Source organism: Snuella lapsa, assembly GCF_039539345.1.
Lineage (GTDB): Bacteria > Bacteroidota > Bacteroidia > Flavobacteriales > Flavobacteriaceae > Snuella > Snuella lapsa.
The window spans coordinates 49865-65413 of sequence record NZ_BAABCY010000104.1 but is presented as its reverse complement, the minus strand read 5'-3'; the positions used below and the strand labels follow the sequence as shown (position 1 = coordinate 65413).

Annotated in this window: 13 protein-coding genes and 1 tRNA gene; 9 read left to right on the top strand and 5 right to left on the bottom strand. The window is 36.3% G+C overall.

Features of this window, described 5'->3' with window-relative positions:
- Window positions 1–76: 76 nt before the first annotated feature.
- Together ABD792_RS18490 and ABD792_RS18485 are read left to right on the top strand one after the other, a co-directional pair.
- A complete protein-coding gene (locus ABD792_RS18490) occupies window positions 77–355 on the top strand; it encodes a hypothetical protein (protein WP_345007946.1) in 279 nt (92 codons plus the stop codon).
- A gap of 87 nt (window positions 356–442) precedes the next feature.
- Entirely contained in the window at window positions 443–685 is a 243-nt protein-coding gene (locus ABD792_RS18485) for a hypothetical protein (protein WP_345007945.1), read from the top strand.
- A gap of 368 nt (window positions 686–1053) precedes the next feature.
- Here ABD792_RS18485 and ABD792_RS18480 read toward each other — a convergent pair whose 3' ends face one another.
- The 3 genes from ABD792_RS18480 to ABD792_RS18470 form a co-directional block, all read right to left on the bottom strand.
- Window positions 1054–1824 carry a LuxR C-terminal-related transcriptional regulator gene (locus ABD792_RS18480; protein ID WP_345007943.1) on the bottom strand — a complete coding sequence of 257 codons (771 nt, stop codon included), beginning with the start codon at window positions 1822–1824 and terminating at the stop codon, window positions 1054–1056.
- Window positions 1825–2042: 218 nt separating this feature from the next.
- Window positions 2043–2124: transfer RNA gene (locus ABD792_RS18475), tRNA-Tyr, on the bottom strand.
- Window positions 2125–2285: 161 nt separating this feature from the next.
- On the bottom strand, window positions 2286–3122 hold the full coding sequence (locus ABD792_RS18470) for a GLPGLI family protein (RefSeq protein WP_345007942.1): 837 nt from the start codon (window positions 3120–3122) through the stop codon (window positions 2286–2288).
- Window positions 3123–3376: 254 nt separating this feature from the next.
- On the opposite strand from ABD792_RS18470, the gene ABD792_RS18465 reads away from it, so the two are divergent.
- From ABD792_RS18465 to ABD792_RS18455, 3 genes are all read left to right on the top strand, one after another.
- Window positions 3377–4156 carry a hypothetical protein gene (locus ABD792_RS18465; protein WP_345007941.1) on the top strand — a complete coding sequence of 260 codons (780 nt, stop codon included), beginning with the start codon at window positions 3377–3379 and terminating at the stop codon, window positions 4154–4156.
- Between the two features lie 4 nt (window positions 4157–4160).
- Complete coding sequence (locus tag ABD792_RS18460) at window positions 4161–4775, top strand: deoxynucleoside kinase (RefSeq protein WP_345007939.1); 615 nt, start codon at window positions 4161–4163, stop codon at window positions 4773–4775.
- Between the two features lie 106 nt (window positions 4776–4881).
- On the top strand, window positions 4882–7398 hold the full coding sequence (locus tag ABD792_RS18455; protein ID WP_345007937.1) for a S9 family peptidase: 2517 nt from the start codon (window positions 4882–4884) through the stop codon (window positions 7396–7398).
- Between the two features lie 258 nt (window positions 7399–7656).
- Here the strand turns inward: ABD792_RS18455 and ABD792_RS18450 are convergent, their stop codons facing one another.
- Together ABD792_RS18450 and ABD792_RS18445 are read right to left on the bottom strand one after the other, a co-directional pair.
- Window positions 7657–9999: a sodium-translocating pyrophosphatase gene (locus ABD792_RS18450; protein WP_345007935.1), complete on the bottom strand. Its 2343-nt coding sequence runs from the start codon at window positions 9997–9999 to the stop codon at window positions 7657–7659.
- Between the two features lie 130 nt (window positions 10000–10129).
- Complete coding sequence (locus tag ABD792_RS18445) at window positions 10130–10657, bottom strand: inorganic diphosphatase (RefSeq protein WP_345007933.1); 528 nt, start codon at window positions 10655–10657, stop codon at window positions 10130–10132.
- Between the two features lie 109 nt (window positions 10658–10766).
- Here ABD792_RS18445 and ABD792_RS18440 point away from each other — a divergent pair, with 109 nt between their 5' ends.
- From ABD792_RS18440 to ABD792_RS18425, 4 genes are read left to right on the top strand one after another with little or no spacing between them, the layout of a single operon-like run.
- Complete coding sequence (locus ABD792_RS18440; RefSeq protein ID WP_345007931.1) at window positions 10767–12986, top strand: M1 family metallopeptidase; 2220 nt, start codon at window positions 10767–10769, stop codon at window positions 12984–12986.
- A gap of 47 nt (window positions 12987–13033) precedes the next feature.
- Window positions 13034–13822 carry a 3-keto-disaccharide hydrolase gene (locus ABD792_RS18435; protein ID WP_345007929.1) on the top strand — a complete coding sequence of 263 codons (789 nt, stop codon included), beginning with the start codon at window positions 13034–13036 and terminating at the stop codon, window positions 13820–13822.
- 19 nt (window positions 13823–13841) lie between these two features.
- Window positions 13842–15038, top strand: coding sequence for a cytochrome-c peroxidase (locus ABD792_RS18430; RefSeq protein ID WP_345007927.1), 1197 nt, complete (start codon window positions 13842–13844; stop codon window positions 15036–15038).
- 6 nt (window positions 15039–15044) lie between these two features.
- The gene (locus tag ABD792_RS18425; protein WP_345007926.1) at window positions 15045–15536 is read left to right on the top strand and encodes a YdcF family protein; all 492 of its coding nucleotides are present in this window, start codon (window positions 15045–15047) and stop codon (window positions 15534–15536) included.
- Window positions 15537–15549 lie beyond the last annotated feature (13 nt).

The window sequence follows — 15549 nt, the reverse complement described above, 5'->3', positions numbered from 1 at the left end:
ATTTTCGTTTTATTTAATTATTTACATATATTTGTATGTAATTTCATTCAATACAGCACATAAAATTATACAAATAATGACAAATTTAAACAAATTATATGCATTATATGATGTTCGCTCTCAAAAAGAGCGAGATACTTTAAGCGATTTACTTACAAATCATCTTCCAAAAGAATATACTTCTCTTGTTATTCAAAAACTTAAAAGACAAGGTATATATACCGACTCGCAATCTGTTAGAAACATAAAAGGGGGTATTAGTAAAAATATTTTGGTATTTAATGCTATTGTAGAAATAGCAAATGAATACAAAACGGTTTCAAATCGCTTAAAAGATAATTTGCGTAAAGAATAGTTAGTTCATTAGTACCAAATGATCTCTTATAAACACCTCTTTCTTACTCTTCGAAAATTTAAACATAACCTACTTAATATTAACAAAATGGCAATTAAAAAGAAGTATCACAAAAAGATTGAAGAAGGTTTTAAAGACATCTTTAAAACCGAAATTCAAAAAGAAACACCTGCTCACCTTCTCGGTTTTGAAAATGGTCTCGTTACACAAGTTAACGAACCATTGGTGAAGCACCAAATCATTCAATTAGCGAAACTCTGTCAAGAGATCCCCAGTAATGTAAGCCTAAAGGCACAAGGCAATAACAATATAGAGATTGAGTTTTGGTAACAAAGCAATTATTTTAGTTAGTCACCCGGTTATTATGTATTTCAAATAAGCATAGATAACCAAAAAGTAAGTCTCCTCAATGGAGACTTATCTTTATCAAGTAGATGTACAAATTACTGCCCCTGTCTTAAACAAGGCTTATCATTACAAAAAAGAAGCACCATTTATAATAGTAATTTAACAACAACTATTAAGGCGCTCCCTTCGTAACAAATTCTCCCTTAAGAATTAATTAATAGCTCAGTAAATTTCTAATTCTTAAACGTGAAGTACAATACTCAATTTGAGTATTTTTAGGTTATTCTCACCAAAAGAAGGCATTATGCTTTACAATAGTTACAATAAAGATCTGTATTCTCTTTGTAAACCTATATTATAAGGTTATTCATTTTAAGCAAACCTATAAGTTCTCCTGTAGAGGAAATGTTCAACTTTTTAAGAATGTTTCTACGATGGGTGTCAACTGTATTTGAACTAATATTAAGCTTTTCGGCAATGGCCTTACTTGAATAATTTAAAACCAATAGCCTTATAATATCCCTTTCACGGTTACTTATTCCTTCGGACAATAGTTTTTGAGAAAAGTTATTGAAATAAACGGTCTCGTATTCGTTCTTATCATTCAACTTTTTGGCAGAGGCACAAACTTGCAACTTTATCTTAGGATCCAGCACAGTATAATGGGCTAATCCTATTATAGGTTTTCCACTAGCATCAAACTCCAATGGCGTTGTATTTTGTATTATATTAACATACTCCTCCCCTGTATTTTTTATTCGGTAGTTCCAAGTATAACTCATCGCATTTCTTTCTTTAACTGCGATATGTTTTAAAGTAAATACCATCAACTCATTTAGAGCTTGTAACCATTGTTCAACATCATCAGGGTGCATACGACTCCAAAAGTAGCGCATCCCCCTAGTAAGTAGTATATCCTTATCTAACCCTAAACAGGCATTCATATTCTTACTCACATATTCAAAGCTAAGATCTTGCGTATTGGTGATACAGAAAAAAGTAGAACTATATGGCAAATACACGTCCAACTCAATAATTTTTTGAATGTGTTCTTCTAACGAAGGATTATCGTACGACTTAAAAATATCCTTATACTTGTTCCTTATATCACTTACAATCATAAATTATTATTTAATAATAAAGTCTTCTCAGATTTTCTTTACACAAAAGAAACCTAAAGATATAAATTAACGCGAACAATAAATAAGTAAAGTACTGTTAAGAAATCGAAACAAAAATTTAATGTATGGAAAACACGCCTTATGTTGGACTACAATCAAGAAGAGCATTATCTTAAAAGTAAAAAGCAAGCTCTTTAGGCTTGCTTTTTTGTTTCTTGTGGGGAGAGCAGGATTCGAACCTGCGAAGACATAGTCAGCAGATTTACAGTCTGCCCTCGTTGGCCGCTTGAGTATCTCCCCAAAACCGAGCGCAAATATATCATTGTTATTGAACTGTACAAAATAAAAATCAACAAAAATTACGATCACTCTTAATTTCTACAAAACAAAAATTATTACGATTATAAAATTGTTGAGCAACATCCTTTACTTTCCCATAATACCATATCATCCTTAATAAGTTATCGTCTTCTGTCTCTTCCTCCATCACGCCTGTACATTTCACGCATTTCTGTCATTTTCTTTTTTAAAATAGCATCGTATTCCTGCTTGTTTACTTTTTTACCTTTCGAAGGTTTTTCAATGTCCGATATTTCATTGGTATTCAATACTAGTTTTGAACAGTAGATGGCATTTCTTCCTTCATTTATTTCCAAAATTAAACCTGGCAGCCCCCAATAATCCCCAGGACCTTGACGTAATGGCACCTGCAGCGTATACCAAGCCGTAACAGTTATTTCTCTTTCCCGATCTTCATTCTCTTGGGGACGATCTCCTTCCCTGCTTCTTCTTCCGAAACCAAACATGCCTTCTGGTACTTTTTTTACGGTGGTTGCCTTGAAGCAAAGATACTCTCCTATCGTTTTGGTTTCTGATTCCAACTTCCATTCAAACTCGGGCAATGCATCATCTATTAAAAACTGCTTACCAAAAAGATCGCTTTCCTGTAGCAATTTAGATGCTTTAATATTTTTGTACTGAGGTCCTTGTGCCATATTCCCAGACATACCAAAACGCCCCCATCCTGGTGAATTGGAACCCTCGCGCTCTTCTTCTTTATACAAAGACTCGAACTGATTAAAAGTAAGAACATAGGTTTTCTCCAACCTGCTCCGCATTCTATCTGCAATCTGCTTTTTACGTTCTTCAGACAAGTTACCTCCTCCAAAATTATCCATATCTAAAGTAACTTTGGTTTCGTAATATGCTTTTCCTTGAAAATCTTTTTGGGCAAAAGACAGGTAACTTGTTAAAAATAGAGCATATACAATTAGTGATCTTATTCGTTTAAGGTACATAGAAAAAGTTTTTGGTTTTAAAACTACAGTTTTTTACTCTTACTTAGACATTAACGCCTTTAATTGGTTTAATTAGGGAATGTTAAAATATTTCCGAAACAAACTAAACATTTCCCTTTCAATATAGAGCGATTTTACTTTTTGGGAATTCCAGACCTATTAAGTTTCATCAATTCCTTTATGAAGACTAAATTTGTTTTTGTCATACTCCAAACATTCCAAATATAATTTGATTTTTGTATTTTTCAAGTCACATGAAATACATTAATTATTTATTTTTAATGCTAACACTTGCCTTAAGTGCCCAGCAACCCATTGAAACTAAGTTTATAAAAAAAACGTCTTTACAAACAGAATCCCTTGTAAGCATAGATAATTTTAAAACGTTTTACTTTTTAAACGCCTCTGTTCTAGAAAAAAAAGATCCCGATAAAACAATTACTTATAGCAATGTTCAATTGGGAGATATTACCTCGGCAAACACATATAATCCCTTAAAAATAAATATATTTTACAGAGATTTTAATACGGTTGTAATTCTAGACAACCGCCTGGCGGAAATATTTAAGATAGATTTTAACAACCTGACACCTTACAAAAGTATTTCGCATGTTTCTACCGGACATGACAATACACTTTGGGTATTTAATCAAGACACCCAACAACTAGAACTGTACGATTATAAAGCCAACACCACACGCACTAAAACCCTACCTATAGCAAGTACTGTTATGGATTTAAAAAGCAATTATAATTATTGCTGGTTACTTACCAATACCCATTTATATATATACAATTATTTTGGCAGCCTTATTCGAAAAATTGAAAACAACGGTTTTACTTCAATGGTCGAAACGAATGGCAACCTTGTTTTAAAAAAAGACAACGTACTCTATTTTTTAAAGAAAAATACAGAAGCATTCCACCCCATTGCAACTCCTAATTTATTAATAAAACAGTTTTTTGTAACGAATGAAACCTTGTATATTTACAATGACAAAACCCTAAGTGAATACCAAATATTAATTAACTAACACTATGCATATTGCGATTGCAGGAAATATCGGTTCTGGAAAAACAACGCTTACAAAATTACTTTCTAAACACTATGGTTGGGAGTCACAACTTGAAGATGTGGTAGACAATCCTTATCTGGACGATTTTTACAATCAAATGGAGCGCTGGAGTTTTAACCTACAGGTCTACTTTTTAAATAGCCGTTTTAGACAAATATTACAAATTCGCAAAAGTGGAAAAGACATTATTCAAGACCGAACCATTTACGAAGATGCACACATTTTTGCCCCTAACCTACATGCAATGGGGCTAATGACCAATCGTGATTACGAAAACTACAAATCGCTTTTCGATTTAATGGAATCCTTAATTCAAGGCCCCGACATATTAATATACTTAAGGAGTTCGATCCCCAACTTAGTATCTCAAATACACAAACGAGGACGTGAATACGAAAACTCTATTAGCATTGATTACCTAAGCCGATTAAACGAACGTTACGAAGCCTGGATACATGGATACTCTAAAGGAAAATTATTAATAGTAGATGTCGATAAGTTGAATTTTGTAGACAATCCGGAAGATTTAGGTAACGTTATCAATACTGTTGATGCCGAAATTAATGGTTTGTTTTAATAACTTTTATTTTCAACTAACTTAAAGCATTTACTTTAACATTTAATTATAAACCTCCCATAAGATAATTATTATTTTCGTGACCTGATATCTCTATATTAAAGTCATGAAACAAACTACTCTTATTGCTGCCTTATTTATAAGCTGCAATGTATTATTTTCTCAAGAAGAAAAACAACAAACACCATTACCTAATTATAGATTAGCCTCAAAGTTTTCTCCAAAAAACCTGGCAAAATTAGTGCACTCCACTACGGTTAGTCCCCATTGGTTGAAAAACGGCAACCGTTTTTGGTACCAATACAAAACTACCGAAGGCTCTAATTATTACTTAGTAGACGCCGATAAAAAAACCAAATCAAAATTATTCGATAACGCTAAAATGGCCAAATGGTTAACCGAGATAACCAAAGATCCTTATACCGCTAAACATTTACCCCGTTTTAATTTTGAATTTGTAAATAACGAAACTGCCATTCGTTTTAGGGTTACATCTACTGAAGAAGTAGAAGTCATTAAAGAGCAAGAAGAAAACACTCAAAAAGACTCCACTTCAACAAAAAAAGAAAAAAAGGAAAAACCTAAAATGGAAAAAAAGGAATACCACTTTGAATACAAATTAGGAGGGAATTCCCTAACCGTTTTAGATAACAAAAAAGAACCAAAAAAAGAATGGGAAAAATGGGCTAACGTTGCACCAGACAGTAGTATCGTATTATTCTCTAAAAACTACAACCTATTCTGGATGGATAAAGCTAATTTTTTAAAAGCCGTAAAGGATTCTAAAGACACAACCATTGTAGAACACCAATGGACAACCGATGGTGTTAAACATTTTGGTTACGGCGGCAACCATAGAACCTTTAGCGATAAAGAAGAAAAAAAAGATGAAGACAAAAGAGAATCTATTTATGGATTTTGGTCGCACGATTCTAAAAAATTTGTGTTTCAAAAATCAGACTCCAGACATATTAAAGACCTATGGGTAATTAATTCCGTTACCTCCAGCCGCCCTTCTTTAGAAACCTATAAATACCATATGGCCGGAGAACAGGAGTTTTATAAAACCGATCTTTTGGTTTTTGACATGCCTTCAAAAGAGGTTACAACAGTTAAAATAGACACAACTGTTCAACAAAGCATATCGGTTTATGCACATCGATATAAAAAATCGAACACAAGCAAACACAAACCAAGATTGCTACTATCTAAAAAAGATAAGATTTACTTCAATACCGTTAGCCGTGATCGAAAAAAATTAGACATTCATGTAGCAGATATCAGCTCTGGCGAAGTAAAAACACTTATCAACGAACACTTTAACACCTACATAGAGAAAAGGGACATCGTTTTATTTAATAATGAAACCGAAATATTACATTGGTCAGAACGCGATGGTTGGGCACACTTTTACTTATACGATGCCAACGGAAACTTAAAAAAACAGATTACAAACGGCGAGTTTCATGTGGATAGTTTCGAGGGTATCGATGAAAAAACACGAACACTTTACTTTACTGCCAATGGTGTTAACAAAAGCATAGACCCTTACTATGCGCATTTGTACAAGATCAATTTAAATGGGTCTGGATTTATTAAAAGCTTAAATAATGGAGATTACAATACTAGCGTTAGTGTGTCCGACTCCAACAACTTTTTTGTTAGCAATTATTCTCGCGTAAACACGATTCCCAAGTCAGAATTAAGAGATAGCAACGGACAGGTTGTTTTAAATTTGGAAACAGCAGACCTTTCACAGCTCATGGCTACTGGTTATAAATTCCCCGAACCGTTTAAAATGAAAGCCGATGATGGCATTACCGATATTTATGGGGTAATGTACAAACCTTTCGATTTTGACGAAACCAAAAGCTACCCTTTAATAGAATATGTATACCCAGGACCACAAACAGAAGCTGTTAGCAAATCGTTCTCTGTAAGTATGAACAGAACAGATAGAATGGCTCAAGTTGGTTTTATTGTAGTTACCTTAGGAAACAGAGGCGGACACCCAGACAGATCTAAATGGTACCACACTTATGGTTATGGCAATTTAAGGGATTATGGCCTTGCCGATAAAAAGTATGTAGCCGAACAATTAGCAGATAAATACAACTTTATTGATATTGATAAAGTCGGTATTTTTGGCCACTCTGGAGGCGGATTTATGTCTACCGCTGCCATGCTGGTTTACCCAGATTTCTTTAAAGTAGCTGTATCTTCGGCAGGTAACCACGACAATACCATTTATAATAGTTGGTGGAGTGAGACCCATCACGGCATAAAAGAAGAAAAAGATACTGATGGTAAAATCTCTTATAAATATAATATTGATAAAAACCAATCGTTAGCCAAAAACCTAAAAGGCAAACTCATGCTTGTAACAGGCGATATAGATAATAACGTACATCCCGGTTCGACCATTAGAATGGCTGATGCCTTAATTAAAGCCAACAAACGTTTTGATTTTATGCTCATGCCTGGACAGCGTCATGGCTTTGGGGACATGACAGAATATTTCTTTTGGTTAAAAGCCGACTACTTTAGCAGGCACTTGCTAGGGGTAGAAGTTATAGGAACAGACATAACAGAAATGAACAGGGACATCCCTAAAAAGGGGTAGAACACTATCCAATAAAACGAAGGAGCTGTCTAAAAAGGCAGCTTTTTTTTTTTTTCATCCCATAGGGATAGGATTTGTTGCTATGGCACATCCCTTAAAAAAGTCTCACTGAAAGCTAACCTTCATTTTACTTTAACACTTTAGAACTTTTTAACTAAAAAACCAGATAACCCTAAATATCGATACATTTATAAAAAAGAAAATCGTCTATAAATTACTTTATAGACGACCTCTTTGTTTTATTTAGATAGCGGCTATTTACCTTACTAATCCTGTTTCTGCTACTTGAACGTGAGCAGCTTCAGAAACCTTTAAAGCATCACCCTCTTGTACTTTCGCTTCTAACGACCTGTAAACAACCGTTTCTGTACTGGTGTTTATATTTACATCAGTCGTAGTTTCATTTGAAACCTCAACAATTTCAGTAGCTACATCATTGCTATTAGTTACATAAGCTGTTATAGCATCTGGAGACAAAGCAATACTAGGAGCAATTACCAAGGCCACTACCGACATCAACTTTAACAAAATATTCAATGACGGTCCCGATGTATCCTTAAAAGGATCTCCTACAGTATCGCCCACAACAGCCGCTTTATGTGCATCGGTACCTTTTCTGCCCTGCTCTTCAATAGTTTTCTTTGCATTATCCCATGCACCGCCAGCATTCGACTGGAAAATAGCCATTAACACACCACAGGTAGTAACACCAGCTAAAAGGCCTCCTAACATTTCGGCACCTCCAATAAAGCCCACTGCTACAGGAACAGCAATAGCTAATAAACCTGGTAATACCATTTCTTTTATCGAAGCTTGCGTAGAAATAGCTACACATTTTTCGTATTCAGCATAACCATCGGCAGCATCAAATATGGCGCGATCTTCTTTTGAAGCCTTACTCATATCGGAATCATACTTTCTCATAATCCCTAAAGCTGCTTTTAACTGAGGTATATCATTAAATTGACGACGCACTTCTTCAATCATAGCCATTGCAGCACGCCCCACCGCATTCATCGACAAAGCCGAAAATACAAAGGGCAACATACCTCCTACCAACAAACCAGCCATAATATCTGGTCGAGACACATCAATAGCCGTAACATTTGCTGTTTCCATAAATGCTGCAAACAAAGCCAAAGCGGTTAAAGCAGCCGAAGCAATGGCAAAACCTTTTCCAATGGCAGCCGTAGTATTACCTACAGCATCCAATTTATCGGTACGTTCGCGCACCTCACTTGGCAACTCAGCCATTTCTGCTATACCACCAGCATTATCGGATATAGGGCCATATGCATCAACCGCCAACTGAATGCCAGTATTCGCTAACATTCCCACAGCTGCAATGGCTATACCGTACAAACCTGCAAAATGATGTGACACTAAAATAGCACATGCTATTAAAAGAATGGGAATCATAGTAGACATCATTCCAGTTCCTAGCCCTGCTATAATGTTGGTAGCAGCACCCGTTTCCGATTGTCTAACAATTGCATTTACGGGCTTTGTTCCTGTTCCTGTATAATACTCGGTTACCTTACCTACTAGCAACCCAGCTACCAATCCAGCAATTGTTGCCCAAAATACGCCTATAGAAGTGTATTCTACACCTTTAAAAACATATGACTCAGGAATAAAAGCATCAATAATAAAGTAAGAAGCAACAACCATTAATCCGGCTGACCCAAACTCTCCTATATTCAATGCTTTATGGGGAGATCCACCATCTTTGACTTTTACAAAAAAGGTACCTATAATAGACATAACTATACCTATCGCTGCTAATACTAAAGGCAAATACACTGCTCCTAGGCCGTCAAAATCCGTAGTGGTTATTAATGCTCCCAATACCATAGTACCAATTATAGAGCCTACATAGGATTCGAATAAATCGGCTCCCATTCCTGCAACATCCCCTACATTATCCCCTACATTATCAGCAATGGTAGCAGGGTTTAAAGGATGATCTTCAGGAATACCCGCTTCAACCTTTCCAACCAAATCAGCTCCTACATCAGCAGCCTTAGTATAAATTCCTCCACCTACACGCGCAAATAAGGCAATTGAGGAAGCTCCCAATGAAAACCCAGAAAGTACGTTAAGCACCATAGTTAAGTTTTCTGGCCCTGCCCATAAGTTCTGATAAACCATAAACAAACCACTCAATCCCAAAACACCTAAACCAACGACACCTAATCCCATTACCGCACCACCGGCAAAAGCTACTTCCAGAGCTTTACCAAGAGAGTTTCTAGCTGCACTGGTAGTTCTAACATTTGCTTTGGTAGCGACTTTCATACCTATAAATCCGGCAAGTGCAGAACATATAGCACCTACAATAAAAGATACTGCAACCATACCATTTGATCCTGTTTCTGAACTTCCTTTAAAGTACAACAAAATGGCAACAGCAATGACAAAAATCGATAGGATCTTGTATTCAGCCTTTAAAAAGGACATGGCCCCATCAGCAATGTTCTTTGCTATTTTAATCATCCGTTCATTGCCTTGGTCTTGTTTCGACACCCAAGAACTTTTAATAAATACAAACGCTAGTGCCAAAACACCAAAAAGCGGTAAAAATTTTACTATTAATTCCATATTAATTAGTTGGTTTAAAAATTATTTATTTTTTAATTCCGCTAAAAATAGGAAAATATAAGTGATAAAAAAAACCACCTTAAATTTAAGATGGTTCATTTTTTTTATAGAAAAATTATTAATCTCTCAATTAGATAGTAAAGGTTCGTTTTTTCTTGTGTTCACTTTCGTCATAACGCTTTACACACTCGTGGTAAATCCTAATAGCTTCATCGGCATTTCCCCAGCCACCTACATCTACTTTCTTTTTCTCCAAATCCTTATACACCTGAAAAAAATGCTCTATTTCTTTCAATCTATGGGGATTCAAATCAGAAATATCTTTTCTTTTACTCCATACAGGGTCAGAAACCGGCACACATATTATTTTCTCATCTGGCCCCTTTTCATCTGCCATATGGAATACACCTATCGGTCTTACCTCCATAACAACCATTGGATAAGTTGGTTCGGTTCCTAACACCAAAACATCTAGCGGATCTTGGTCTAAAGCCACAGTTTCTGGAACAAACCCATAATCACCAGGATACATCATAGACGAAAACAACGTACGGTCGAAACGTATCTTATGTAATGTAAAATCGTATTCGTATTTATTTCTACTACCTTTTGGTATTTCAATTAACACATCGAATGTTAAAGATGCTTTCTTACTCATAGTATAATTTTAGGGTTGCAAAGGTACTGAACACTTAGACTTTAAACAACAAAAATAGCATCGTTTTATATTATTATTTTGTTATATTGCCTTACTAACTCATAACAACATGCAACATCATTCATTTAAGCTTTTGGCTCTGCTATTTATTTGTAGCACTTACGGACAAAATCTCCCCTGGCAAGGAAAGTTCGAACCCATCGATAATCTAATAACACCTCCTAACACTTACAGGACGGCAAGTGGAGCCCCAAGCAAAGCTTATTGGCAACAACGTGCCAATTATAAAATACAGGCCGCATTAGATGAAGCCAATAACACCATAAATGGGAAAGAAACCATTACTTACTACAATAATTCTCCAGACGACCTAAGCTATTTATGGATTCAGTTAGAACAAAATGTAAACAAAAAAGGAAATGAAGACTTCGGAGAGGCCAAAAATACCGTAAATACCGATATGACCTCGCGTGAAATGCAATTTCTCACCAGAGCTATAGAATTCCCAGCCGGCTACACCATAAAATACATTAAAGACGCCAATGGCAACACCATGAAATCCTTTGTAAACAATACAATGATGAAGGTCATGCTTGACACCCCTTTAAAAACTGGGACGTCTTTACAATTTTCTATCGGTTGGTCATACCCTATCACCGATCGCAGCATGTTCTATTTATCAAGAGAGGGCTATGAGTACTTTCCAGAAGACAACAATACCGTTTATTTAATTGCCCATTGGTTTCCCAGAATGGCCGTATACAACGATACCGAAGGGTGGCAAAACCAACAATTTCAAAGATTGGGAGAATTCGCTCTTGAATTTGGAGATTATGAGGTTGAAATTACTGTGCCCGCAGATCATATTGTTGCGGCTACCGGAAGTTTACAAAACAGTGGGGAAGTTCTTAGCAAAACACAACAACAAAGAATGGATTTAGCTCGTAAATCGTTTGATAAACCCATTTTAATCGTTACCGAATCGGAAGCCAGATCCAATGAAAAATCGAAATCCACCAAACTAAAAACCTGGAAATTTAAAGCCAATAATGTACGTGACTTTGCTTTTGCCTCGTCCCGTAAATTTATTTGGGACGCCCAAGCGGTAAAACTATCCAACAATACCGTTATGGCCATGTCCTTCTTTCCAAAAGAAGGTTTACCCGTTTGGCAAGAAGAGTCTACTAAAGCAATTAAACATGCACTGGAAGTCTATTCCGAGGCTACTTTTGAGTACCCTTACCCTGTAGCCATTTCTGTGAACACATCCAATATAGGTATGGAGTTTCCTATGATAAGCTTTAACGGCGGACGTCCAAAAAATGGAAAAATGAGTCCTGCTGCCAAAGCAGGAATGATAGGTGTGATCGTTCATGAAGTTGGCCATAATTGGTTTCCAATGATCGTGAGCTCGGATGAACGCAAATGGATGTGGATGGACGAAGGCTTGAACACATTCCTTCACCAACGCACCATTGCCGAGAGATATCCCGAATTTAAGAGCACAACACCGCAAAGTATCGTTCCTTTTATGAGCGGAGACAAAAACATTATGCGTCCTATTATGACAACTTCAGACAGTGAATTATTAACGCAATTTGGCAATAACTTTTACATAAAGCCAACTGTAGGTTTACAAATTCTTAGGCATTCGGTAATAGGCCCAGAACTTTTCGACCAAGCATTCAAAGAGTACGCCAACCGATGGAAATACAAACACCCAAACCCAGGCGATTTATTTAGAACACTAGAAGATGCCACAGCTACCGATTTAGACTGGTTTTTTAGAGGTTGGTTTTTTACAACCGACAATGTAGACATGGAGCTATCTGATGTTAAATGGTTTAAGGTCCACGAGGAAGATTTAAATATTGAAGACCAAAAAAAGAAAGTTCAGGGACAACTTACTGGATCGGAAACCGCCAAGCAAAGGACAGACTTCTCAAACGGCCCAGAAACCGTTACCCTGACAAGTACCCCAGACTATGCCTATGGTGGCTTTTTATCGCGTATTGACGAACCCGAACTTCGTAAGCAACTGTCCAGAAAAAACATTTACGAGCTTACCATTAAAAATATTGGTGGCCTTGTTATGCCTGTAACCATTGCCTGGCATTACACCGACGGTTCAACCGAAATCGACAAATTACCAGCAGAAGTATGGCGAAGAAACGAATATGAAATCAAAAAAACGTTCGTAAAAGAAAAAGAAGTATCGAAAGTTAGCTTAGACCCAAATTTTGAATTTGCCGATACAGATACAACAAACAACACATTTCCTAAAACCGAATCCGTTTCAGAGTTCGACACTTTTAAAAACAAGCAATAACACAAACCACTTAATACAATCAATAATACTTATAAAAACAGCTTAAAATGATCCTATTAAAACGTTTCCTATTATTAACTGGTGCCTTACTTATTTTTTCATGTGGCAACAAATCCGAAAAGAACAATAATGACTGGCAAGTATTATTTAACGGTAAGGATTTAGATGGTTGGATACCCAAAATACACCATCATGAAGTAGGAGACAATTATGCAAATACATTTAGGGTAAAAGACGGTACTATTCAGGTTAACTATGACGATTACGATACATTTAACGAACGTTACGGTCATCTATTCTATAAAAAATCATTTTCATCGTACCATTTAAAATTCAAATACCGCTTTACAGATCAGTGGCTTAAAGATGCGCCTTCTTACACTTACAGGAATAGCGGCATCATGTTCCATTCACAAGATCCAAAAACAATTTTAAAAGAACAGGATTGGCCCATTTCTGTTGAATACCAGATGCTGGCAGATGCAGATGATGGTAACCCGCGCCCAACAGGCAATATGTGTTCCCCTGGAACGGATGTGATTTACAATAACGAACTCGACCCACGGCATTGCATCAATTCCTCTTCTAAAACCTATAAATGGGATATATGGATACATGGCGAATTAATTGTTTACAAAGACTCCCTTATTGTCCATATTGTAAATAAAGACACCGTATTACAGTACAGTAAACCAACTATTGGAGGCGGTGTTGCCAACCGATTTGATCCTGCTATAAAAATTGATGGCACCCCTCTTAAAGAAGGCTACATAGGGTTACAAGCCGAAGGTCAAGGCATTGCGTTTAAAGACATACTTATTAAAGAATTAGATTAACAAAATTGCTATTATAATAATGAAGGAGGTGCCCAATATAAACATATTTTTTAAATCCTTACCTATTTTGATTTTAATGGTATTAGGATGTAATACAAAGACCTCTAAAACCACGCCTCCTCTAAAACCTATTGCTCGTATTGACACGCGTATTAACGCTCTGCCATTAAAAATAAAAACGCCTGCCGACAATTTACCATCTGAAGAGAAAACCCATCTAGGGCGACTTCTTTTTTTCGATCCTATTTTATCGGGCGATAAAGATGTGGCCTGTGCAACATGCCATCACCCTAAAAATGGTTTTGCAGAGTTTAGGGACCTCTCCATTGGAGCTAACGGTAAAGGCTTTGGCAGCAAACGCTTTTTTAAAACCCCAAACCACATTCCGTTTGTAAAACGTAACGCCCATACCGTTTTAAATACCGCTTATAATGGTATAACCCCGTCAAGTCAATACACACCCAAAAACGCTCCCATGTTTTGGGATTCAAGGGTGAAAAGCTTGGAGACCCAAGCCATAGAGCCCATAAAAGCACTTGAAGAAATGCGCGGATTAAAGTATTCGGAAGAAGACATTTTAAAAGAAGTTGTTTCCCGATTAAAAGTTATTCCAGAATATCAAAAATTGTTTAAAGATGTATTTAAGGGAGATATGCCTATAACTATTGATAACATAGGAAAAGCAATAGCTGCATACGAACGTACTTTAGTAACCAACAATTCCCGTTTCGACAAATACATGCGTGGTGACAACAATGCCTTATCCTTCTCCGAAAAAGAAGGCTTCGACATCTTTAAAAAGGTTGGCTGTATAAATTGCCATAACGGCCCCATGCTTTCCGATTATAAAATTCATACCCTAAGTGTACCCGAAAACACAAAACTCACAGAAGCCGATGACGGTTTTGAACAACAATTTGGATTTCGTACCCCCACCCTTCGCAATTTAAGGTTTACGGCCCCTTATATGCACAATGGGACACTCCCAACATTAGAACGTGTATTGGAGTTTTACGAAGATCTCTCGTTTAATAAATCCAGAAACTCTAAAGTAGCTATCAACACCATTGATAGCCTTGCTAAAAAACTTACTCTTAAGGTTAAAGATATGGCTCCCATAATATCCTTTTTAAACACATTGAACGATGATAGCTTCGATAAAACAATTCCAGACAAAGTTCCTAGCGGTCTTATGGTTGGTGGCGACATTAATTAATTTGGTATGCAAACAGATGTATTGATCGTTTTAGGATCTCCTAACAGTGCTGCTGGCGTATTAAGTGATACGGCCACAAGCAGATTAAATTGCTGTATAAAACACTATAAAAAGGATATGCTAGTACTTTGCACTGGTGGTTGGGGAGCACATTTCAATACGGCCGAGCAAGCACACGCCTTTTATGCCAAACGTTATCTTATAACACAGGGCATTCCAGAAAATGCCTTTCTCGATTTAGCCCTATCACAACACACCGTAGATGATGCCGTAAAAACATTGGCTATTATTTCTAAATTAAATAATATTCGCTTAACCGTAATAACATCTGATTACCATGTAAAGCGGGTAAAACTTATTTTTGAAACAATTTTAGCGAACTACCCTATACAATTTATAGGAGCCAAAAGCAATCTGGATAAAAAAACATATGATTCTCTTGTGGCACACGAAGAAAAAGCGATGCAATCCATTACAAAAAATGGTCTTTATTACTAGATTAGTGTGTGTT

Excerpts from the sequence above, each read along its gene's own strand:
- ABD792_RS18490 (WP_345007946.1), top strand. The coding sequence starts at position 77 with ATGACAAATTTAAACAAATTATATGCATTATATGATGTTCGCTCTCAA.
- ABD792_RS18450 (WP_345007935.1), bottom strand. The coding sequence starts at position 9,999 with ATGGAATTAATAGTAAAATTTTTACCGCTTTTTGGTGTTTTGGCACTA.
- ABD792_RS18470 (WP_345007942.1), bottom strand. The coding sequence starts at position 3,122 with ATGTACCTTAAACGAATAAGATCACTAATTGTATATGCTCTATTTTTA.
- ABD792_RS18485 (WP_345007945.1), top strand. The coding sequence starts at position 443 with ATGGCAATTAAAAAGAAGTATCACAAAAAGATTGAAGAAGGTTTTAAA.
- ABD792_RS18460 (WP_345007939.1), top strand. The coding sequence starts at position 4,161 with ATGCATATTGCGATTGCAGGAAATATCGGTTCTGGAAAAACAACGCTT.
- ABD792_RS18425 (WP_345007926.1), top strand. The coding sequence starts at position 15,045 with ATGCAAACAGATGTATTGATCGTTTTAGGATCTCCTAACAGTGCTGCT.
- ABD792_RS18430 (WP_345007927.1), top strand. The coding sequence starts at position 13,842 with ATGAAGGAGGTGCCCAATATAAACATATTTTTTAAATCCTTACCTATT.
- ABD792_RS18455 (WP_345007937.1), top strand. The coding sequence starts at position 4,882 with ATGAAACAAACTACTCTTATTGCTGCCTTATTTATAAGCTGCAATGTA.
- ABD792_RS18445 (WP_345007933.1), bottom strand. The coding sequence starts at position 10,657 with ATGAGTAAGAAAGCATCTTTAACATTCGATGTGTTAATTGAAATACCA.
- ABD792_RS18440 (WP_345007931.1), top strand. The coding sequence starts at position 10,767 with ATGCAACATCATTCATTTAAGCTTTTGGCTCTGCTATTTATTTGTAGC.
- ABD792_RS18480 (WP_345007943.1), bottom strand. The coding sequence starts at position 1,824 with ATGATTGTAAGTGATATAAGGAACAAGTATAAGGATATTTTTAAGTCG.
- ABD792_RS18435 (WP_345007929.1), top strand. The coding sequence starts at position 13,034 with ATGATCCTATTAAAACGTTTCCTATTATTAACTGGTGCCTTACTTATT.
- ABD792_RS18465 (WP_345007941.1), top strand. The coding sequence starts at position 3,377 with ATGAAATACATTAATTATTTATTTTTAATGCTAACACTTGCCTTAAGT.